General features: G+C 36.4%; 17 protein-coding genes. 11 read left to right on the forward strand and 6 right to left on the reverse strand.

The genetic code is table 11. From position 1 onward, the window contains the following. The first annotated feature begins 8 nt into the window (after positions 1-8). From dapA to dapF, 5 genes are all read left to right on the forward strand, one after another. Positions 9-884, forward strand: a complete 876-nt coding sequence (gene dapA / locus AACH31_RS01910; protein ID WP_338617793.1) for a 4-hydroxy-tetrahydrodipicolinate synthase — start codon at positions 9-11, stop codon at positions 882-884. Between the two features lie 13 nt (positions 885-897). Next, the gene (gene dapB / locus AACH31_RS01915; protein ID WP_262950935.1) at positions 898-1,659 is read left to right on the forward strand and encodes a 4-hydroxy-tetrahydrodipicolinate reductase; all 762 of its coding nucleotides are present in this window, start codon (positions 898-900) and stop codon (positions 1,657-1,659) included. Positions 1,660-1,672: 13 nt separating this feature from the next. After that, positions 1,673-2,386, forward strand: a complete 714-nt coding sequence (gene dapD, locus AACH31_RS01920) for a 2,3,4,5-tetrahydropyridine-2,6-dicarboxylate N-acetyltransferase (protein WP_161831927.1) — start codon at positions 1,673-1,675, stop codon at positions 2,384-2,386. Positions 2,387-2,649: 263 nt separating this feature from the next. After that, a protein-coding gene (locus AACH31_RS01925) for an IS3 family transposase (protein WP_432766969.1) occupies positions 2,650-3,980 on the forward strand; the annotation gives its coding sequence in 2 pieces (ribosomal slippage) (positions 2,650-3,051 and positions 3,054-3,980; 1,329 coding nt in all). 415 nt (positions 3,981-4,395) lie between these two features. Beyond that, positions 4,396-5,265: a diaminopimelate epimerase gene (gene dapF, locus AACH31_RS01930; protein WP_262953824.1), complete on the forward strand. Its 870-nt coding sequence runs from the start codon at positions 4,396-4,398 to the stop codon at positions 5,263-5,265. 272 nt (positions 5,266-5,537) lie between these two features. Here the strand turns inward: dapF and AACH31_RS01935 are convergent, their stop codons facing one another. Beyond that, positions 5,538-6,707, reverse strand: a complete 1,170-nt coding sequence (locus tag AACH31_RS01935) for a NupC/NupG family nucleoside CNT transporter (RefSeq protein ID WP_161831929.1) — start codon at positions 6,705-6,707, stop codon at positions 5,538-5,540. A gap of 457 nt (positions 6,708-7,164) precedes the next feature. Between AACH31_RS01935 and AACH31_RS01940 the strand changes: the two genes are divergently transcribed. Then, entirely contained in the window at positions 7,165-7,935 is a 771-nt protein-coding gene (locus AACH31_RS01940; protein ID WP_338617794.1) for a sulfite exporter TauE/SafE family protein, read from the forward strand. A gap of 28 nt (positions 7,936-7,963) precedes the next feature. Here the strand turns inward: AACH31_RS01940 and AACH31_RS01945 are convergent, their stop codons facing one another. Beyond that, entirely contained in the window at positions 7,964-8,683 is a 720-nt protein-coding gene (locus AACH31_RS01945; protein ID WP_262950940.1) for a GerMN domain-containing protein, read from the reverse strand. A 376-nt stretch (positions 8,684-9,059) separates the two neighbouring features. Here AACH31_RS01945 and AACH31_RS01950 point away from each other — a divergent pair, with 376 nt between their 5' ends. From AACH31_RS01950 to AACH31_RS01960, 3 genes are all read left to right on the forward strand, one after another. Beyond that, a complete protein-coding gene (locus AACH31_RS01950; RefSeq protein ID WP_161831932.1) occupies positions 9,060-10,004 on the forward strand; it encodes an L-lactate dehydrogenase in 945 nt (314 codons plus the stop codon). A 98-nt stretch (positions 10,005-10,102) separates the two neighbouring features. Continuing rightward, entirely contained in the window at positions 10,103-10,921 is an 819-nt protein-coding gene (locus AACH31_RS01955; protein WP_161831933.1) for a Cof-type HAD-IIB family hydrolase, read from the forward strand. A gap of 578 nt (positions 10,922-11,499) precedes the next feature. Then, a complete protein-coding gene (locus AACH31_RS01960; RefSeq protein WP_161831934.1) occupies positions 11,500-11,796 on the forward strand; it encodes a YciI family protein in 297 nt (98 codons plus the stop codon). A 44-nt stretch (positions 11,797-11,840) separates the two neighbouring features. On the opposite strand, the gene AACH31_RS01965 is transcribed toward AACH31_RS01960, so the two are convergent. Next, on the reverse strand, positions 11,841-13,823 hold the full coding sequence (locus AACH31_RS01965; RefSeq protein ID WP_161831935.1) for a penicillin-binding transpeptidase domain-containing protein: 1,983 nt from the start codon (positions 13,821-13,823) through the stop codon (positions 11,841-11,843). Positions 13,824-14,379: 556 nt separating this feature from the next. On the opposite strand from AACH31_RS01965, the gene AACH31_RS01970 reads away from it, so the two are divergent. Both AACH31_RS01970 and AACH31_RS01975 read left to right on the forward strand, forming a co-directional pair. Then, positions 14,380-16,983 carry an ABC transporter ATP-binding protein/permease gene (locus AACH31_RS01970; protein WP_161831936.1) on the forward strand — a complete coding sequence of 868 codons (2,604 nt, stop codon included), beginning with the start codon at positions 14,380-14,382 and terminating at the stop codon, positions 16,981-16,983. Positions 16,984-17,120: 137 nt separating this feature from the next. Beyond that, positions 17,121-17,987, forward strand: coding sequence for a LysR family transcriptional regulator (locus AACH31_RS01975; protein WP_161831937.1), 867 nt, complete (start codon positions 17,121-17,123; stop codon positions 17,985-17,987). On the opposite strand, the gene AACH31_RS01980 is transcribed toward AACH31_RS01975, so the two are convergent. The 3 genes from AACH31_RS01980 to AACH31_RS01990 all read right to left on the reverse strand — a co-directional run bounded on the left by AACH31_RS01980 (position 17,984) and on the right by AACH31_RS01990 (position 20,925). Continuing rightward, positions 17,984-18,559 (reverse strand): chromate transporter, encoded by a 576-nt coding sequence (locus AACH31_RS01980; protein WP_161831938.1) that lies wholly within the window; start codon positions 18,557-18,559, stop codon positions 17,984-17,986. The two genes, AACH31_RS01975 and AACH31_RS01980, sit on opposite strands and share 4 nt — an antisense overlap. Positions 18,560-18,563: 4 nt before the next feature. Next, a complete protein-coding gene (locus AACH31_RS01985) occupies positions 18,564-19,157 on the reverse strand; it encodes a chromate transporter (protein WP_161831939.1) in 594 nt (197 codons plus the stop codon). Between the two features lie 136 nt (positions 19,158-19,293). Further along, positions 19,294-20,925 carry an ISL3 family transposase gene (locus AACH31_RS01990; protein ID WP_304407259.1) on the reverse strand — a complete coding sequence of 544 codons (1,632 nt, stop codon included), beginning with the start codon at positions 20,923-20,925 and terminating at the stop codon, positions 19,294-19,296. Between the last annotated feature and the right edge of the window lie 57 nt (positions 20,926-20,982).

The following is a 20,982-nucleotide window of genomic DNA, read 5'->3' on the forward strand; positions in this document are numbered from 1 at the left end:
ATGTCCTAATGTTTAGAGGATCAGGTGTGGCACTCGTGACACCATTTAAAACGGATGGTAGTGTAGACTACGATCGGTTACAGGAGTTATTAGAGTGGCATATTCAAAATCAAACAGATGCCATTATTATTTGTGGAACGACGGGCGAGTCTGCAACGATGAGTGATGAAGAACGTCGTTCGGTTATTAAATTTACGGTGGATGTTGTTGGCAAGCGTATAAAGGTCATTGCCGGAACAGGGAGTAATAATGCAGCGTATGCTCTTGAGTTAAGTCAATATTGTGAATCGATCGGTGTGGATGGATTACTCGTCGTGACCCCTTATTATAATAAGGCGACAGATCTTGGACTGAGACGTTATTATGAAATGATTGCGAATGCGGTAAATATACCGATTATTTTGTATAATGTTCCTGGTCGAACAGGAGTTAACTTAAAGCCATGTGTCGTTAAAGAATTAGCGTTAATTCCTAATATTATAGGAATTAAAGAAGCGAGTGGAGATATCGCACAGGTAGCCGAAATTGCTCGCTTATGTGGAAATGATTTTCTCATCTACAGTGGAAATGATGATATGATTGTTCCTATTCTTTCACTGGGTGGACAAGGAGTTATTTCGGTATTAGCGAATATCTTACCTCAACAAACGCATGATTTAGTTGAAGCATACTTAACGGGTGATGTTTTAAAATCACGCCAGTTACAGTTAGAGATGAATGGATTGGTTCATGCGCTCTTTATTGAGGTCAATCCAATTCCAGTTAAGACAGCTATGAATTTAATGGGAATGAATGTGGGTGGACTTCGTCTCCCACTAACAGAAATGACAGCAGAACATGTAGAAAAATTAAAAGAAGAAATGTTGAAGCAACAATTATTGTAAGAGGTGAATGTATATGTTAAAAGTTGGTTTAAGTGGTTGTAATGGAACGATGGGGCGTATTTTAAATGAGTTATTGCAAGAGGATCAACACACGACCGTTGTGTTTGGAATCGATTTAGATCCGACGCGATTTGAAAATGAATATCCTGTTTTTAAAACTCCGAAGGAAGTGACAGTGCCATGTGATGTGGTGATTGATTTTTCAAAACCAGAGAATATTGATGCATTGATTGATTATTGTCTATTAAACCGTGTACCGGCCGTCATTGCAACAACAGGTCTTACGGAGGAACAGGAGTCAAAGATTGTAGAGGCGTCTCATCAAATTCCAATTTTCCGTTCAGGGAATACGTCTTTAGGTGTTAATGTATTGCTTGATTTGGTAAAGACGGCAACACGCTTATTAAATGACCAATTTGATATTGAGGTTATTGAGAAACATCATAATAAAAAGGTGGATGCTCCGAGTGGAACGGCGTTTATGATTGCAAGTTCAATTAATGAGGAGCTTCATAATTCAATGGAATACCATTATGGTCGCCAAGGAAACCATACGAAACGAGAAGAAAAAGAGATTGGAATTCATTCGGTTCGTGGTGGAACCATTCCAGGAGAGCATACGGTTATTTTTGCAGGTCCAGATGAAATGATTGAGATTAAGCATACAGCATTATCGAAAAAGATTTTTGCACAGCAGGCGATTAGGGCAGCTGAGTTTGTGACACAACGTGAGCCTAAGTTATATAATATGCATGATGTGATGAATGCAAATTAGGGGAGGTTTTTGAATGAGTCAGGTGGGATTGTTAGATCCATATGAAATTGCACGTTATATTAAGGAAGCGAAAAAAAGTACGCCCGTTAAAGTGTATGTAAAAGGTGATTTAAAGGGTGTGGAGTTTCCCAATTGCCGCGTCTTTGGAGAAGGAGAATTTCTAGTTATTTTTGGTGAATATGAGGATGTTCAACCTGTTCTTATTCAAAATAAGGATCGTATCGCGTACTATGAAATGGAAAACGATCGTCGTAATTCGGCGGTTCCAATGCTCAACTTAAAAGAAGTTAAAGCGCGTATTGAACCGGGTGCTATTATTCGCGATAGGGTCAGTATTGGAGATAACGCCGTTATTATGATGGGAGCTGTTTTGAATATCGGGGCAGAGATTGGTGAAAATACGATGATTGATATGAATGCGGTTATTGGGGCACGCGGAACGATTGGAAAAAATGTTCATGTTGGAGCAGGTTCCGTGATTGCTGGTGTATTGGAACCACCTAGTAAAACTCCCGTTATTGTTGAAGATGGTGTAATGATTGGGGCCAATGCCGTTATTTTAGAAGGTGTTCGTGTAGGAGAAGGTGCGGTTGTTGCTGCAGGAGCTGTTGTGACAGAAGATGTGGCGCCTTATACGGTTGTAGCTGGAATGCCAGCGCGTGTTATTAAACAAAAAGACGAGCAAACGACGGCTAAAACTCAATTGGTAGAAGATTTACGTCAATAATTAAAAAAAGTAGTAAAGTAAAAATCTGGTATAGTACCTTCGGGGTAGACAAAAAAATAAAAGCGCGCCTATCTCATATGGTAGAATAGCTTTAAGGTCTACTAAGGAGGTACTTTTTCTTATACAATTCAAAAAGATTAATCGCCATTTTAACTATTCTAAGCTCTATAAAATGTACCCTAGAGAGTAGACAAATAAAAAAAGTCTACCTTCTAGGGCCTTTTTGTTATAATATTAACTATTAGATTTTAGGAGGATTTTAAATGAGCAAGAAGTTATTTACACCACAAGAGATTGAACAACTCAAACAAAACGAATATGTTAAGTCAGTATCTGAAAAAGGGATTACTTATACGAAAGAATTTAAGGAGAACTTTATTATGATGAGCGAGAAAGGAAAGTTTCCGCGAGAGATATTCGAATACTATGGATTTAATGTTACGGTGCTTGGCATGCAGCGTGTGAATTCTGCAGCTAAACGTTGGAAACAAGCCTTTAAAACCCAGGGCCCATTAGGATTGGATGATAGTCGTACTAAGAATTCTGGAAGGTCCCTAAAACGAGAGTTAACGCTAGAAGAACAATTATTACGCACGCAGGCTAAATTAGAAGTTTTAAAGATTGAGAACGAATTATTAAAAAAGTTGAGACTCATGAGAAAAATGCTCGAATAGTCTCTAAAGAAGTAAAGTTTCAAATGATTCATCAAGTAGTGAATCAGACATCAACTAAATTTAAATCTTTAATTTCTCATTTATGCGATAGTCTTGGTGTTTCAAGATCAGGTTATTATCGTTATTTTTCGTTATGTGCTGAAGAAGCTCGTTTAAAGCGATTAAAGGAGGAACAACATCGTTTAGAAGTTATTCAAAAGGCCATTTGTTTTAAGGGACGAAAAAACAAGGGAATTCGCCAAGTAGCGATGGTTCTTAAAGGGGAATTCAACATTATCTTTAACCTAAAATCTATTCATCGAATCATGAAAAAGTATGGACTATTGAGTCAAGTTCGTCGAAGCAATCCCTATCGTAAACTCGCTAAAGCGACACAAGCACATCGTGTCTGTCCAAATCTTGTTAATCGTCAATTTAGGCCATTAGAACCTTATAAAGTTCTATTAACCGATATCACTTATTTAAAATATGGAAAGGGTCAGACTGCCTATCTCTCGACCATCTTAGATAGTGCAACAAATGAAGTTTTAGCTTTTCAATTAAGTGAGCATTTAAAGATAGATTTTGTTCTCCAAACACTGAACCAACTTCAAGAAAATCCGACTGTCCAATTAACGAAGGAAACGATTATTCACTCCGATCAGGGCGTGCATTATACGAGTCCGCAATTTTCGAATCAATTAAAGGAATTAGGAATTCAACAATCAATGTCTAGGAAGGGGAATTGTTGGGATAACGCTCCACAAGAATCATTTTTTGGGCATCTAAAAGATGAAGCAGATATAACCAATCAACTGACATTTGATGATTTACTCATTGAAATTGAAGAATATATAGATTATCATAACAACTTTAGATATCAATGGAATTTAAAAAAGCTGACTCCTGTAGGATACAGAAATCAGCTTCAAGTTGCTTAGGTTTTTTTCTTTGTCCTTGACAAAGGGTACAGATTACTAAGGAGTTAAAACTTCGTGCCGTTAAACTTTATTTGAAGGGGGAGTCTTGTTCCCCTGTTTGTGAACCATTGAAATCTAAGATCCCAAACGAATTTTATCTTCTTTTCACTATTTTACCCACTAAGGAACGGGGAGGAGTCATATTCTTCTGATCCTTGTCACTTGTGCGTAGGCCATTAAGTAATTAGTTCCATTTTAGAAGGTTTAAACCTTTTTTAGTCATGTCCATCACAAAAATATTTTTAGATAACCGTCTAGTGATAGGAAAGTTTTAATTATTTAACTATTATTTTTCGTTATATTGTTGCAAGAAGGGGAATATGATAAAAAAAGAAGTTGTAAAGTATTCAGTTGAGAGTTGATGGGAGGGGATCCTTTGTTAAAATTTTGTAAGTATCAAGGAACGGGAAATGATTTTATTATTGTGAAACAGTCTGAGATAGATGGCGTTACGTATTCTTCGCTCGCTAAAAATGTGTGCGATCGACGATTCGGAATTGGCGCGGATGGGATGATAGTTGTTGCCCCCTCAACGGTTGCTGACATTCGAATGATTTTTTACAATGCTGATGGCAGTATAGCTACGATGTGTGGAAATGGAATTCGATGTTTTGCCAAATATGTGTATGATCATGGCCTGGTGGGGCAAACCTCTTTTTCGGTGGAGACATTGGCGGGCGTGCTGACGGTTGAACTCGTGTCTATGACGAATGAAGAAAGCAACGTTAGAGTCAATATGGGATGTCCATGTTATGTTCATCCGGCAGTTCCTAAGGTGACATCGGATGGAAAATTCATTAATCAAACCATTGAATTAGAGGGAGAACCTTACACGATAAGTAGCCTCTTTATTGGAACGATTCATACGGTTATGTTCGTTTCAGAAATTGATGAGAAGATGGCGACCCACTTAGGGGAGCTGATTGAAAATCATGCCATGTATCCACAAAAAACAAATGTGAACTTTTGTCGGGTGATTGATCCTCATCACATTGAGGTTTTAACATGGGAAAAAGGAGTGGGTCTTACGCTCGCCTGCGGAACTGGATCAGCAGCCTGTGCTGTGTTAAGCAGGCAACTGTACCAGTGTGATCAATCCATCACCGTTTCTATCAAAGGAGGAACTCTTCTGATGGAACAAGAGGAAGATGGGGTATATATGACAGGGCCGGCTCGTTTGATATGTACGGGGCAATATGTTTATGGGGAGTCGCCACAAGGGGAGCAAGACCTCGACAGCTTCTAAAAATAAGAAAAACCTTCTAGGGGATAGAAGGTTTTTATATATATGAAACTAGTAGGGGGAACTAGTATTGAGTAAGCTAGCCACGTATAGGGGCAAGGATTAAAATAATTTATCAAAATTCAGGGGCACGTTAGCTGAACTTTGAAGCTTCGGGGAACATTATTTTAATCGGATTTAATGACTAGCTTCAATAGTAATATATGAAAATCTAACGATTTGGGAACGGTGATCTTATACTTTATAAAAAAATGGACGAATTATCGTCCATTTTTTTATAAGAAGAGTCCGACAACGCCAGCTGTCATAATATTAACGAGGGTGGCGATTAAAAGGGCCTTCACACCAAGTCGGGCAACTACAGGAACTTTATTTGGGGCGATTGCAGAATAACCACCCACAAGGATTCCAATGGACCCAATCCCGGCAAACCCACACAGTGCAACAGTCATCATCGCTTTTACATTTTCCGATAACTCACTAAATTGGGGTAAGGCAAAGGCAACAGCTTCATTGGTCACTAATTTTGTTGCGAGAATTTGAGAGACGAGCGAAACTTCTTCTTGAGAGACTCCCATTAAATAGGCAATTGGTGTAAAGAGAACACCTAAAATTGATTCAATTGATAAGTTCGGGGCAAACAAGGCGATAAAATTATTAATCATTCCAACAAGAGATAAAAACACGATAAGAGCGACGGTGATCCCAATGACACTTTTAAATCCCGTCATCGCATAGTTCATCATTGTTTCTATAACATTGACCCCTTTATCATTTTCTACATGAATGACGACCTCACGATCATATTCAGTCGGCATGAAAATTTGCGTAAGAACGAATGTTGAAAGAACAGTCAGAGGCATAGAAATTAAAATCCATGTCATTGAAGCGCCATAAGAGGCGTAAAGTCCAACAACAGATACACTAATGGATGTCATTCCACCGACAAGTGTTGCAAAGATGACGTTATCTTTTGCCTGAGGAAGATAGGATTTAGTGACGAATAGAGATTCTGTTTGACCTAAAAACATATTGGCTATTCCGTTTGTTGCAACTAACGTATCGACTTTTAAAAAACGGGCTAAACATTTACTTACGATAGAAATAAAGCGTTGTAATAGATTAAGGTGAAATAAAATCCCCATTAATGCTGAAATGAAAACGATAGGTAATAAGGAGTTAAGAAAGAACACAAACTGATCACTGATTCCACCAAAGACAAAGTCAATTCCTATTTTTGATTGATCTAATATCCAGCTAACGCCTACTGAAAGCCATTCTACCCCAATCCAAATAGGGGTTTTAATAAGAAAGAAGGCAAGAATAAATTGGCCTAAAAACGCCAACCCTACAGATTTCCATTGAATTTTTTCCCGGTTATTTGATGCGAGATAAGTGACGAGAACAATGAGCGCGGTTCCCAAGAGGGCAAATATCTTTGTCATAATAAAAAAACCTCCATACTATTATTTTAATAATTATTTTCGCGTATTGCGATTCGCTCTTCAATTAAGATGGTAAAAGTTGAAGAATTTTGTTGTTTCCTTTTAAACTGATTCCATTTTATCAGAAAGAATCGGTCCATTCTAGAGTTATCGTGAGACATTAATCGTTCATCGTATAAAAAAACCTCCTATCAGGATTGTTGCTTTTCCTTGAGATGAATCAAATAGGAGAAAAAAACTCTCCAGACGGGAAGTTTTGTTGGGGAAGATTTCCCCTTAAAAACCGAAAAATAATGACAGTTTTTCGACTTTTATCCCTGTTTCATATGGAATAAAGCGAGGAAATGAGTCATAGAATGATATAAAATGTAGAAAAGATAAATGAAGGTGTGTGATGTGATAAGATGGCAATGGATGAGTAGTAAAAGGGTGAGTGAAAGAAGAGGAGGGAACCATTGTGATTTTAAAAATTGTTATCTGTTTAATAGCTGGCCTTTTTGCGGGAGTAGGTACTGGGTTATCAGGGCTTAGTGCCGCGTCTGTGATTTCCCCGATGTTAATTAGTTTTTTAGGTGTTTCTGCCTATGAAGCAGTAGGGATTGCTTTAGCTTCAGACGTTTTAGCCAGCGCCGTATCCGCCTATACGTATGCTAAAAATAAAAATATTGATATAAAAAATGGCTTAGTTATGTTAGGGAGCGTCCTTGTATTTACCCTAATCGGAAGCTATGTTTCCAAATTAGTACCTAATCAAATCATGGGGAATTTTTCAATTTATATGATGTTATTAGTTGGAATTAAATTTATCGTGAAGCCTGTCCTAACTCCAAAGGAAGTGGCGGATGAAAAAACGGTTCGAACGAAAATCATCCAATCTCTTTTATGCGGAGGACTTATCGGGTTTATTTGCGGATTTATTGGTGCAGGTGGCGGAATGATGTTATTATTAATTTTAACAAGTGTTTTGCGATATGAGTTAAAAACCGCCATTGGGACGAGCGTTTTTATTATGACCTTCACTGCATTAACTGGAGGTGTTTCTCATTTTATTATTGGCGGAATGCCAGATTTAGTTATCTTATTTTTATGTATTCTTTTTACTTTATTGGGGGCGCGGTTATCCGCACAATTTGCCAATCGGGCGTCAGAGGTTGTTTTAATCCGAACACTAGGCGCCATTCTTTCGATTCTTGGCCTTGTGATGATTGGAATGTCGTTTTTTAGTTAAATGAAAAAAAGGATAAATCCCGAAGGATTTATCCTTTTTTCACATACTCGGTTGCATCGTCGACCGAAACTTTAAAATATCCACTAGACGTGGTGTCACTAGGATTTTTATAAGGTTCCTTGTTAACGAATAGAGCAACTTTTTCAACATTATAGTTATAACCATAAGTGTTGACGAGCGACTCAATAAATTTAGGTTCAATTTTTGAATCTAAATCTGTTGATAAATCGAAGCTATCATTGAAATAAACATTTAAAATTCCTTTTTCTTCATCAAGCTTAGCTGATGTAACAAAGGTTTCATCGTTTACCGCAACAAAATCTTCATTTTTTTGATTATTTTTCAGAGCATTTGTTAAGGCGTTAATATAAGCGCCATCGACAAGTTCGACTGTTTTATCGACGTAAAACATTTTTTCTTTTTCTACATCATAATAGTAGAGTCGACTCGTCTTCTTTTGTGTTTGTGTTTTCTGCTTGGAGCCTGAATCAGAATCTGAATCAGATGCATCCGAAGCATCGTGATTAGTATTAGTGTTAGAATCGGTATCCGTGGTTTGCTGTTTAGAACTAGAATCAGGTTGATCAGCTTTATCGGCTTGATCTTTTTGACCTTCATTCACTGAAGACTCGTTATTCACTACGTCTGTCTTGTTCTCTTTAGAGTCTTTTTCGTTTAATGTTTGGCAACCAAACAAACTAAAAACCATAAAGAAGCAAGTCATGATAGCTACGATAAGTTTCTTCATAAGCTCCCTCCTAAATATTCGATTCGATAGTATTATAACAAGCTAGGATGTAAAAAAAGGAAGAAATGTGGCAGAGAATTAAAATTTTAATAAAAAATTTAAATTTTTGCATATTTTTTATAAAAATGCATATATAAAGGGAATTTAAAGTAAGATGAAGCTCCTAAATTTTAGAATGAGGCTAGCTGTTATTTTTACAAAGATGAATGGAAGATGTATAGACAGGGGGTAATTTTGGGGATAATTTGAAAGAATAGTTTATTGTTAAGCAGTATAACTATAGATAAATGCTATTACATTAATTAGATTTATTTATTTTACCTATAGTAAATAAAGAGGTAAACTATTTAATAGCAATCCAAGGAGGTAGTGGTGAATGAAAAAAGAAATTAGACGTGTTGTATTAGTAGGAACAGGGTTTGTTGGAATGAGCTTTGCTTACTCATTGATTAACCAAGGTGGAACAGAGGAACTTGTTTTAATTGATGTTAATAAAGATAAAGCTGAAGGAGAAGCAATGGATTTAAGTCACGGGATTCCTTTCGGGCCCGAAAAAATTAATATTTGGGCAGGAACTTATGAAGATTGTAAAACGGCAGATGTTGTTGTTATTACAGCGGGAGTCAATCAACAACCAGGTGAGACACGTTTAGCTTTAGTAGAGCGTAACGCAAAAATTATGCGAGATGTTGTCAAAAATGTTATGGCATCAGGTTTTAACGGAATCTTATTAGTTGCAAGTAACCCAGTTGATGTTTTAACCTATATTGCTTGGCAAGAATCAGGATTACCAAAACACCGTGTAATTGGAACAGGGACTACATTAGACACTGCACGTTTACGTCATGAAATCGGGAAATATTTAAAAGTTGACCCACGTAACGTTCATGGATATATTGTCGGAGAACATGGGGATACTGAAACCCCATTATGGTCACATACAACTGTTGGTGTTAAACCTATTTTAGATATTGTAAAAGATCATCCAGAATTTACGAAAGAAGACTTAGACAAAATTTACGTTAATGTTCGTGATGCGGCTTATCATATCATCGATCGTAAACGTGCGACTTATTACGGAATCGGTATGTGTACGACGCGTTTAGTTAAAGCCATTTTAAATGATGAAAACTGTGTCTTACCAGTCTCAGCATATTTAGAGGGACAATATGGATTACATGATATCTTTACTGGAGTTCCAGCCATTATTAATCGTGATGGAGTTCGTGAGGTATTTGATTTAAATATTACAGAAGACGAGTTAAAACAATTAACAAAATCTGTTTCCATTTTAAAAGAAACGTTAGATACTGTGCGATAAAAAATTGTACCGTCTCTTTACGTGTATGACATTAAAAAAAAAAGTTGGTTCATCTTAAATTTAAAAAGGTTTTATTTGCGCCCAAACGAGGAATGTATATGAATATCAAATTAATTTGTATTGATATGGACGGAACATTGTTAATGGATCAGCAACGAGTTGCCCAGGTAGATCAAGAGGCAATTAAGTATGCTAATGATAAGGGCGTCCATGTAGCTATTACAACAGGACGGGTCTATAATTGTGCCAAGCTGTATGCTGAAACGATAGGATTAAAAACGCCGATTATCGCCTCAAACGGGGCCTTTATAGGGGGAACAAACGGTGAACAAATTTACTGTAACCCACTAAATTTGTCGGATATTAAGCAGTTTATGGAATTAACGCAAGAGGAGGGACTACTCTCTTATTTAACTGCTAATTTCGGAATCATTTCAACCCTAGAACTTCCGGATACTAATATTTATAAAGTATTAAATCAAACGTTACCTGATCAACAGAAAATTCGGTTAGAGGTGATTTCTACGCTGGATGAATTAGCCCCATTCGACGGGGAAGTGTTAAAAGGCGTTTGTGTTGGCCAAAACGCGGATCAGTTAAGTCGAATTAAGGCAAAGCTTAAAGAAAGTTGCCCCCATTTAGAGGTGGTATCTTCCTGGAACAATAACTTTGAGGTAATGAGAAAAGGAAGCTCGAAAGGGGAAGCCGTAAAACAGTTAGCAGAATATTTAAAAGTTTCACCAGATCAGGTAATGTGTATTGGAGATAGCGAGAATGATTTATCTATGTTAAAAGTGGCAGGTATTGCGGTTGCTATGGGAAATGCGACACCGGAAGTGAAAGAAGTAGCAGATTATATAACTGCTGATAATAAAAATGGCGGGGTATCTCAGGCTATTTACGAATACATTAAATAAAAAAGGAATAGACCGATTATTCCTATTCTAGATAAAAGTTGTAGATAGGCGTTTAATTTTGCCTTATTTCTAATTTTAAATGAAGTATTAAGTTTAGAAAGGGAAGGATTAGCTATAATAAAGAAGGTAGCAAATCTTTAGAAATAAAGGCTTACACTATCATGTCTTTTCTTCCGTTATAGCATAGGTAGAAAACTTATAGACAACGTTGTCTATAAGTTTTCTTTTTGCTAAAAATAAAAGGTGTTGATTAAAAAAAGGAAGAATATCCATAATAAGTTAAAAGAATTGTTAACCTTAAGAATTCTTTTTAAAGGCAGATTTTCTGTATAGACTCCTTCTATTATTATCATAAAAGACTTGCCACTCCCTTCAGGTATGGCAGGTCTTTTATTCTTTATCCCCTTAAACTTTAATAAAAAGCTAATAACGATTATTTTTAATTAAGCGTCATAACGGGACTGTAGGCCAGCGGGACAAATAATGATATAGTAGAGGGTTTAGTTGTATTTTCATAGACAACAGTGATGTGATTGAATTAGAATAATTGAAACGAATAGAAATAGAGGTGCTTATGAATGAAGTTTTTTATGGTAGAAGGGACACTCCAACATATAGAACAAATGAATGAAAAGGTAATGATGGAACATAAGAGTTATACGCAAAAGGAAATGGACGCGGGAAATATTTTAATGGCAGGTCTTAAGGAGGATATGAGTGGCGGATTGTTTATAATGAAGTCCGATTCCTTAGCTCATGTACAAACCTATTTAGAAAATGAACCTTTTTATACATACGGGATTCAAACGTATCGCATTATTGAATTTTCACCCCATTTTTTAACTCAAAATTTAGCCCAATGGCTCGAAAAATAAAAAAAGGTAGGAGACTCTCGTGAGAGAAGTTCCTACCTTTTTCATTATTTAAGGTAATTAACGAAAACCTCTTTAACCATTTTAACAACACCTAATGTGCCGACACCTTCTTGGACATCCTCTACAACCATTGCAACTGATAATTTAGACGATCCTAAATCAGTTGCAACAAACCAACCATTTTCACTTCCAGTTTGTCCTTGAGTTGATTTGATTTCCGCCGTTCCCGTTTTTCCGGCTAATTGAACCCCATTTATTTTAGCAAGGTGGCCCGTTCCGTCAGCATCATTTACGACTGCTTGAAAATCGGCTTGTAGAATGGATAGATTCTGTTCTGAAATAATCGCATCCTTTAAAACTGTTGGCTGATAATCTTCACTTAAAACAAGATGCGGGGACATAATGCTTCCATTGTTGGCAAGTGAGCTATACGCAAGTGCCATATTTAAAGTGGAAACTAAAATTTCGCCTTGTCCGTAGCCTGTATCTGCTAGTAAAATATCTCCCGTTAGTGATCCACTATTAGAAATCTGACTTTCCTTAATTGGGTAACCAATATTTAAATCGCTTCCGATGGTGAAATTATTAGCCCCCTGAATAAGAGCGTCGCTTCCCATAGCTAGGGCATTCATTGCAAAATAAATATTATCGGAATATTTAATCGCTTCTTTAAGGCTAATAGATGTTTGATCGTTAATGCGGTGAATATTATAATTTCCCCATGAACGATTAGGTTGCCAAGTAGAACCATTGATGGTTTTAACTTCGTTTGGATTTAATGTTCCATTTTCAAGCCCAGTTGCCGCTGTAATCAATTTAAATGTAGACCCAGGGGAATAGAGGCTAGCAAATCGGTTTTTCTCGTCTTCATAACCAATTGCCTCGCGTTGTTGTTGAACACTTTTTGTCATATAGGTTGTAAACCAGTTAGAGTTATAGGAAGGTGAACTTACAAGTGCTAAGACTTCCCCCGTTGTTGAATCAACTGCTGTCGATGATCCCTTTTGCCCTTTCATACTATCGTAGACAATTTGTTGAAGGTTAGAGTCGAGGGATAAGTGAATATCCTTCCCATTTTCAGGTTCCTTACTAATCAACGTGTCAACTTTTTCACCCTCACGCTCGATATAAATTTCATAACCGTTGATTCCACGTAAGGTTGTTTCATAGACTTGCTCAAGCCCAGATTTACCGATCATAGACTGAGCAGTATAAATACCCTCTGTATCTTTTGACAACTCTTCCTCATTAATGGGACGAATGTAACCGAGTAATCTTCCAAAGGCTTCGCTGTCTTTATAAATACGTCCATGTTTTGCCTGTTTAATAACGCCATCTAAATTTAAACTTTCTAGTATGACGAGTGCCTTCGCATCGGGGAGAAGATCAACCAGTGGAACAAAGTATTCCTTATTCGTATTTGCCTTTAATTTTTTTGTAATAGTTTCCTCACTAATATCGAGTAACTCAGAAATTTTAGCTATTTTTTCAGCTTCATTTTCTTGTTCGAATACGGCGGGGTGAATTCCAACGCTAATTAAGTCGCCATCAGTCGCTAAAGCTTCATTGTTTCGGTCGAGAATACTTCCGCGATTCGCAGTTTTCGTACTAATTCGTACTTTATCGCCGCGTTTCATCGTTGGAAAAATTAAACTTTCACTCCAAAGAATTTTTAACTCCTTATTTTCTTTAACAAATGGAAGTGCAAAATCCTTAAGCTTTAATGTTCCTGCGATAGTATCCATTGTTAAATTGAAAGGGATAATGTCATTTTTATGATCAATTTCTCCCATTTCAAATGTAAAATGTGCGGCTTTAATTCCAGAATAAATACTTTTGTATTTTGTTACAAATTCCTCTTCTGTTATTCTTTGTTTTGATTCTTCACTCAGTAGCTGATAAAGCGCGGCGTAATCTCCACCCGAAAGTGTTTCGGTAAAATTTTTAAAAAGCAGTTCATCAGCATTTGAGGAACAACCAGTTAAGATAACGATGCAGAGTAAAAGAACGGATAGAATTCTTTTCATTTGAAACCTCCTTTTGATGTTTAATGGTTATAAATTGACAACAGCTAAGTAGACTAGAAAGAATATAGTTCTTTTGTCAATTATACTCGATTTAGTGAATGAAGTATACGTTCCTCCTTTTGAGAAGAGGCGAAGGATTCACATTTTCTCATTTGTTATAAATTATTGAAATGGAGCGGGGATTATTCCGCTTTTATTTTCTTTTATTGTGGGATGACTTGAAAACGTTTAAACGAAAAAAACAAAATATATCAAAAGTTTGTATCATAGAATGAGGGAGTGTCCATAATGACCTTAGTAGCCTAGAAGTTAGGCTGACTTTTAAATCGTGGAGTGCTAAACATAAATAGACGAAGAAGAGATAGATAAAGTATTTGTCGTAGAAAAATAAACTTGATCTTTAGACCCAATGGCAGGGGTAATTTATTATGTGCGACGGTTTTATTAGGGCGCTTTAGATGAAAGATAGATATGTTGTAAGGTTTTTTTAGTTGGAGAGTTTATTTTGAGTTTATTTAAAGGTGGTAAAATCCAGGCTTAAAAGAGGAGGAGAGAAATGTTACAGTTAAAAAATATTGTTAAAGATTATATGATTGGTGATTCGACCCAAAAAGTGTTAAAAGGAGTATCCATTAATTTTAGAGCGAATGAATTTGTTTCTATTTTAGGACCAAGTGGTTCCGGGAAGACAACCCTCCTTAATATTATTGGGGGGCTTGATCAATATACAACCGGTGATTTAATTATTAATGGGGTATCAACACAAAAATATAAAGATTCAGATTGGGACCTTTATCGAAATAAGTCGATTGGTTTTGTTTTTCAAAGTTATAATTTAATTCCACATCAAACAGTATTGGCTAATGTTGAATTAGCGCTCACTCTTGCGGGGGTGTCTAAATCGGAACGAAGACGGCGTGCTACTGAGGTTTTAACTAAAGTAGGTTTGGCGGATCATTTACATAAGAAGCCGAATCAGATGTCAGGGGGACAAATGCAGCGGGTAGCTATTGCTCGGGCCTTAATTAATAACCCTGAAATTTTATTAGCCGATGAACCGACAGGTGCATTAGACACTGAAACGAGTGTTCAAATTATGGAATTATTAAAAGAAATCGCCCGCGATAAATTGGTTATCATGGTCACACATAATCCGGAATTAGCAGAACAGTATTCAACACGGATTATTCGGCTATTGGACGGAAGAATCCAAGATGATACGAGTCCATTAGAGATTGTGCAGACACCATCTTCGGAAAAGGAAGAAAAAGGTCGACATGTTTCAATGTCTTTTTTAACAGCCTTATCTTTAAGCTTTAACAACTTAAAAACTAAAAAAGGACGAACGATTTTAACGGCTTTTGCTGGGAGTATCGGAATTATTGGAATTGCAATGATTTTATCGCTCTCAAGTGGAATGCGGGAGTATATTAATCAAGTTCAAGAAGATACGTTATCATCATATCCCATTACGATTGCGCAACAGGGAATTGATTTACTCTCAACTCGCCAACAACATATCGATACTTTATTAAATATGAGTGGAGAAGAGGAGCATGAAACAGATAAAATTTATCAGGGTGGTTATGCAGCAGATATATTACAATTAGCATCGGTTAAACTTTCAGATAATAATTTAGCTCAGTTTAAATCGTTTTTAGAGAGCAAGGATGGACAGGTAATTAAAGATCAAACAAATGCGATTCAATATGGGTACGATCTAGATTTACAAATTTATAAATCTGATACACAGGATGGAATGATTAAAGTTAATCCTAGTCCACTACTTGAAACAGAGCAATCACAGATGATGAATGAAGAGTTAGGAAGTGCCGTGGGAATGTCATCGACGGGAATCTGGACCGAGATGATAGATAACCAAGAGTTACTTTTTGGGCAATATGATTTAATTGCAGGAGCTTGGCCTCAGAACTTTAATGAGGTGGTTGTGGTTGTCGATGACTCGAATGAAATTTCGGATATGACACTTTATGCGTTAGGATTAAAAGATGTTGAGGAATATAAAGAAATCCAAGCAGCGGTTGAAGAGGGAGTGGCGATTGATTATGACAAGTATCCAAAGCAATCGTATACCTATGATGACATTTTAAAGCAAGAATTCAAACTTGTCTTAAATTCTGATTATTATGAAAAAGTTGGAGATACCTGGGTCGATCGTACAGCGGATGAGACTTATCTTTCAACCTTAATCAGTGAAAAATCTATTCCAATTCAGGTGGTTGGAATCATTCGACCAAATAAAGAGGCAGTTGCAACAACCATTTCGGGAACTGTGGCCTATCGTCGTGATTTAATCGATTACGTGATTGAAAAGATCAATCAGAGTGAGATTGTCCAAGAACAAAAGGCAAATGCAACAATCAATGTATTCACAAATCAGCCGTTTGCCACAGGAGAATTTACAACACAGGAGGAGCTATTATCACAGTTAACAGACGAACAAAAAATGATGTTAGCTGCCCTTCCAGAGAGTGAGCAGGTTAATTATTTGAAAGCTTATGCAGATACATTATCAGCAAGTTATGATAATAATTTACAACTATTGGGTGCCCGTGATTTAAATAAGCCAGCGACGATTTCCCTATATTTAAAGGATTTTAGCTCGCGAGAGACTGTAACTCAAGCTATTGAACAATATAATGAGGACCAACAAAAAGCGGGGCATGATAGTAATACAATTGAATATACAGATATGGTCGGTCTTATGACTTCCTCTATGACCTCTATTATTGATATGATTACATATTTACTTATTGGGTTTGTGTCCATTTCATTGGTTGTTTCATCAATTATGATTGGGATTATTACGTATATTTCTGTTCTTGAACGAACAAAGGAGATTGGAATTTTAAGAAGTATGGGTGCCTCTAAGCGCGATATTTCACGTGTCTTCAACGCGGAGACGGTGATTGTTGGTTTTGCAGCTGGAATGATTGGAATCGGTGTAACGTATTTATTGAATATCCCGATTAATTCGATTATTTCTCATTTATCAGGTGTTAATAATCTAGCAGCTTTACCATTAGGTGGTGCCATTGTGTTAGTCGTTATTAGCGTTATCCTAACGATGATAGCAGGCTTAATTCCTTCGCGATTAGCGTCTAAAAAGGACCCGGTGATTGCACTTCGAGCAGAATAAGATTAAAAAAGATTGGTACGGGGAGATACTCCACGCCAATCTTTTTTGTTGATGATCTTTCGGTGTAGTGCTATGATAAAAGATACAAATCAAGTAAAATGATGACTTGTTTGATATAAATTAGGAGGTAATTTTTGATGAGTATTCGTCATTTACGTATTTTTATTACGGTCGCATCACTACAAAATATGAGTGCAGCAGCCGAACAACTTTTTATTACCCAACCGTCGGTTAGTCAGGCTATTAAAGAGTTAGAACAATATTATGGTGTAAGATTGTTCGAACGTTTGTCAAAAAAATTGTATCTCACGCAAAGTGGAGAGGCCCTATTAAAGTACGCGACGCACCTTATTCAATCATTTGATGAAATGGAAACGATGATGAAAAATAAGTCGGATGTTATTTCTTTACGAATTGGTGCCTCTATTACTGTCGGGGGGTCATTAATAAACCGTATTTTAAATGAGTTTAACGAGCAGCATCCGAAGATTAAAACACAGGTTATGATTCGTAATACAAGAAAGATTGAAAGACTTTTATTATCGAGTAAGTTAGATGTTGCCTTAGTTGAAGGAAAGGTATCGAGTAAAGATTTAATCTCTAAATCGGTCTATGAAGATCAATTAATTTTGGTTGTTGGAAAGCAACATCCTTTTTACGGATGTGATAAATTAAGCATCTACGATCTCCAAGGGCAAGATATTATTGCCCGCGAAGAGGGAAGTGGGACGAAGATTATTTTTGATAATATCTTAAAGGAATATCGAGTTGATGTTTTTGAAAGATGGAGTAGCTCCGATACATTATCTATAAAACAGGCAGCGATTCAATCACGGGGGATTGCAATTTTATCGAGTTTAGTTGTCGAAGAAGATTTAAAAAAAGGCACACTACATAAGATTGCCCTTGAAGAAGTTTCATTATCAAGAGAAATTTATGTTGTGTACCATAAAAATAAATTTTTATCAGATTCATTAAAGTATTTTTTAGACTGTCTGCATTAAAATAACGTTGGAAGTAAGTAAATAAGTGTCCCAATAAATCCCGAACCAAAAATAACTGGGATAGGTCCAACTTTGAATTTACGGATGGCCACTAATCCTACAACGAACAATAAGAATTCAACAATTCGAAAGTTTGATAATACAATATCTTGTTTTTCAGCTTGGAAAATCGCAAGTGTTAAAATTGATAATCCAGCTGATGAAATAAGGGCCACAACCGCTGGTCTTAAACTTGCTAAAATGGTTTGGACACCAGAAAAATTACGATATTTGTAGTAAAAATGAGCCAATGTTAAACAAATGATGAATGATGGAATAATAACACCAATTGTACAGATTAAAGCACCAGGTAATCCACTTAATTTTGTTCCAACAAAAGTTGCCGCATTAATTGAAATAGGTCCCGGTGTCATCTCTGCAATAGTTACGAGATCCGCAAATTCGGCTAATGTCATTAATTCACGAATATTAACAATTTGATTTTGAATAAGAGGAAGTGCGGCGTAGCCACCCCCAACGCTAAATAATCCAACTTGAATAAAACTTAAAAATAAACTCCAAATGATACTCATTGTTTTAGCCCTCCTTTACCACTTGCTGTTTTGATTTCACAATTTCCATAAATAAAGTAACAAAACCGATGCCTAGGCATAGGAAGATAACTGTCATAGCACTAATGCCAAAAACATATGTCATGATGAAAGTAATAAACATGAGCGATGTATAAAGAACACTTTTTGTTTTAATGATATTTTGTGCAAGTTTAATGACAACATCACAAATAACAGCGGCAACCCCAGCACGCATAACCATAAGGGCAGTCGCAATCACTGTACTTTCTCTAAATTGCTTATAAAATAAAGAGATGACCGAAATAATAAAAATAGGAGGAATTGATGTCCCTAAAATCGCGACTAATGATCCGATAATCCCTTGCATACGATAACCTAGAATAACTGATGCATTGATTGGGATAGGTCCTGGAGAAGATTGCGCAATAGCCGTAATATCAAGCATTTCACTTTCCTCTAACCATCCTAGTTCTTCTACAAATTTCTTTTTCATCAGAGAAACAATAACGAATCCACCCCCAAAAGTCGAAGCACTTAAAATAAAAGTGGACCTAAATAACTCCCATAAAATCTTTGAATCTAATGTTTTCTTTTCCATAACAACGCTCCTTTTTAAAAAAACACTCACAGTGCAACAAATTACCTTAACATGAATATTTTACATGCTTTTTCATTATATAGTATGAATGCTAACATAAATGTGATTCTTCCGCTATTTTGGTGAAAAGCCCTTTCTAGGAATAGAGCACTTTAATACGTAGAAGTTCAAAACTTGCTCGTCCATACATTTGGCGTTTAATCATTTTAATTCGGTTGACATTCCCTTCACAAATCGCATTAGTGTATGGATAAACTAATGCGTTACTGATCGATTGCTCATCACGTTTCATTCGAAGACAAAACTCACGCAGTAATTTAATCTCATGAGTAGCGTAACGTTCTAGCCATTGAGATAATTTGAATACTTGCCCCATCGTGACCAAATCTCTAAATACTTGGATGGCTGTATATAGTTCACTTAAGTCTGCATGAGCTTGAAAGAGTTCATTTAATAAATTTAATTCTGGTTGAGTTAAAGACGTTGGTTTTCGCCAAATGAATGAGGTGAGTTGAAACTTCGTTGCTTTCAATAATTTACTAGATTTTTTTGATATTTTTTCTGTTGCCTTCTCACTTGTTTTTACGGGGAGATTTGCTTTAATTTCTTGAACTTTTCGACGAGTTGAAGAAGCTCCTCCTTTAAACCCTTGGTGGATGAGTTGTTCATGAATCCAACGAGCAGTTTTTCCCTCCTGACACCATTGTGTGATTTGATTTAAATAGGGGACAAATTGATTAACACGGGGCTTTCGTATTTGCTTGGGAGGTTCAGATAACTGAATATACTTCGCTACGGTTGTCCGACTTAACTTAAGTTGTCTGGCTGTTTGACGAATAGAGCCTACTTGTTGGTAGACCTTTTGAATCTCCAAAATGAGTGCCCATTTTGCTTGTTCCTTTTCAGATAATGATTCATGACTGGATATTGAGTTCACGTTAGTAATCGTTATATCTGTCGCTGGATCTGTTTTTTTAGTGATTGAAGATTCAGGCATGATAAACCATCCTTTAGGAAAACGAGAACTAATGGTTTCTTTAACAACCGTTAATAGGTTTTTAAGAAAGTGCCACTTGTCGGCAACCTGAATAATGTTAGGATTCGTTAAATGAATGGCTTTAGTATAAGTTGTTGCACGATCACGTGTCACTAATTCAACTGAGGGATGTTTTTCCAACCATTCTTTAAACGCTTGAGTCGAACGAGAGGCCAGAATTTCAACCGGACGATGCGTTTCTAAATCACAAATAACCGTTCCAAAGTCGACCCCTCGACGAAAAGAAAAGTCATCAACCCCAATGTGGGTTAATGACTGATTTTTTATATCTTTTTCAGTAGAATCGATACGTCGTAATAAATCTAATAGTGCATCTCCACTTCGTTTATATCCAAGTTTAAAAAGAAAGCGTGATAAAGCTTCCGCACTCATCGATAATGATAATTGAAGAAAAACCTCTTCAAGACGAATGGTTAAACGCCGATAGGCATTTAAAAAGCCAGTAAATCTTTCAGTAAAAATTTGACGTTTACAGTTAGGATTTAAACAAAAAAACTTTTTAGCTTGTATCCTTAATTGAACAGGTTTATTAAGGATAGACGCATCTAATGGTTTTCTAAGATACGTACTGTGTACCTGGTGACTTTTCATCCCACATAAGGGACAGTGGTTAAATTTTGATTCAGATTTTAAACAAATCAAGATTATATGCTCATTATTTTCAATGGATTGAATCATAAGATTTTCAGGGAAAAAGACATTAAGATTCATGATGATATACCTCTCTACGATGTCTTTTCATTATATCAGGTAAAGCGTTTTATCACC

Source organism: Turicibacter faecis, assembly GCF_037076425.1.
Taxonomy (GTDB): domain Bacteria; phylum Bacillota_I; class Bacilli_A; order MOL361; family Turicibacteraceae; genus Turicibacter; species Turicibacter faecis.

Bases quoted from the DNA above. Each gene is read 5' to 3' on its own strand.
- dapA (WP_338617793.1), top strand. From the start codon at position 9: ATGTTTAGAGGATCAGGTGTGGCACTCGTGACACCATTTAAAACGGAT.
- dapB (WP_262950935.1), top strand. From the start codon at position 898: ATGTTAAAAGTTGGTTTAAGTGGTTGTAATGGAACGATGGGGCGTATT.
- dapD (WP_161831927.1), top strand. From the start codon at position 1,673: ATGAGTCAGGTGGGATTGTTAGATCCATATGAAATTGCACGTTATATT.
- AACH31_RS01935 (WP_161831929.1), bottom strand. From the start codon at position 6,707: ATGACAAAGATATTTGCCCTCTTGGGAACCGCGCTCATTGTTCTCGTC.
- AACH31_RS01945 (WP_262950940.1), bottom strand. From the start codon at position 8,683: ATGAAGAAACTTATCGTAGCTATCATGACTTGCTTCTTTATGGTTTTT.
- AACH31_RS01950 (WP_161831932.1), top strand. From the start codon at position 9,060: ATGAAAAAAGAAATTAGACGTGTTGTATTAGTAGGAACAGGGTTTGTT.
- AACH31_RS01955 (WP_161831933.1), top strand. From the start codon at position 10,103: ATGAATATCAAATTAATTTGTATTGATATGGACGGAACATTGTTAATG.
- AACH31_RS01960 (WP_161831934.1), top strand. From the start codon at position 11,500: ATGAAGTTTTTTATGGTAGAAGGGACACTCCAACATATAGAACAAATG.
- AACH31_RS01965 (WP_161831935.1), bottom strand. From the start codon at position 13,823: ATGAAAAGAATTCTATCCGTTCTTTTACTCTGCATCGTTATCTTAACT.
- AACH31_RS01970 (WP_161831936.1), top strand. From the start codon at position 14,380: ATGTTACAGTTAAAAAATATTGTTAAAGATTATATGATTGGTGATTCG.
- AACH31_RS01975 (WP_161831937.1), top strand. From the start codon at position 17,121: ATGAGTATTCGTCATTTACGTATTTTTATTACGGTCGCATCACTACAA.
- AACH31_RS01980 (WP_161831938.1), bottom strand. From the start codon at position 18,559: ATGAGTATCATTTGGAGTTTATTTTTAAGTTTTATTCAAGTTGGATTA.
- AACH31_RS01985 (WP_161831939.1), bottom strand. From the start codon at position 19,157: ATGGAAAAGAAAACATTAGATTCAAAGATTTTATGGGAGTTATTTAGG.
- AACH31_RS01990 (WP_304407259.1), bottom strand. From the start codon at position 20,925: ATGAATCTTAATGTCTTTTTCCCTGAAAATCTTATGATTCAATCCATT.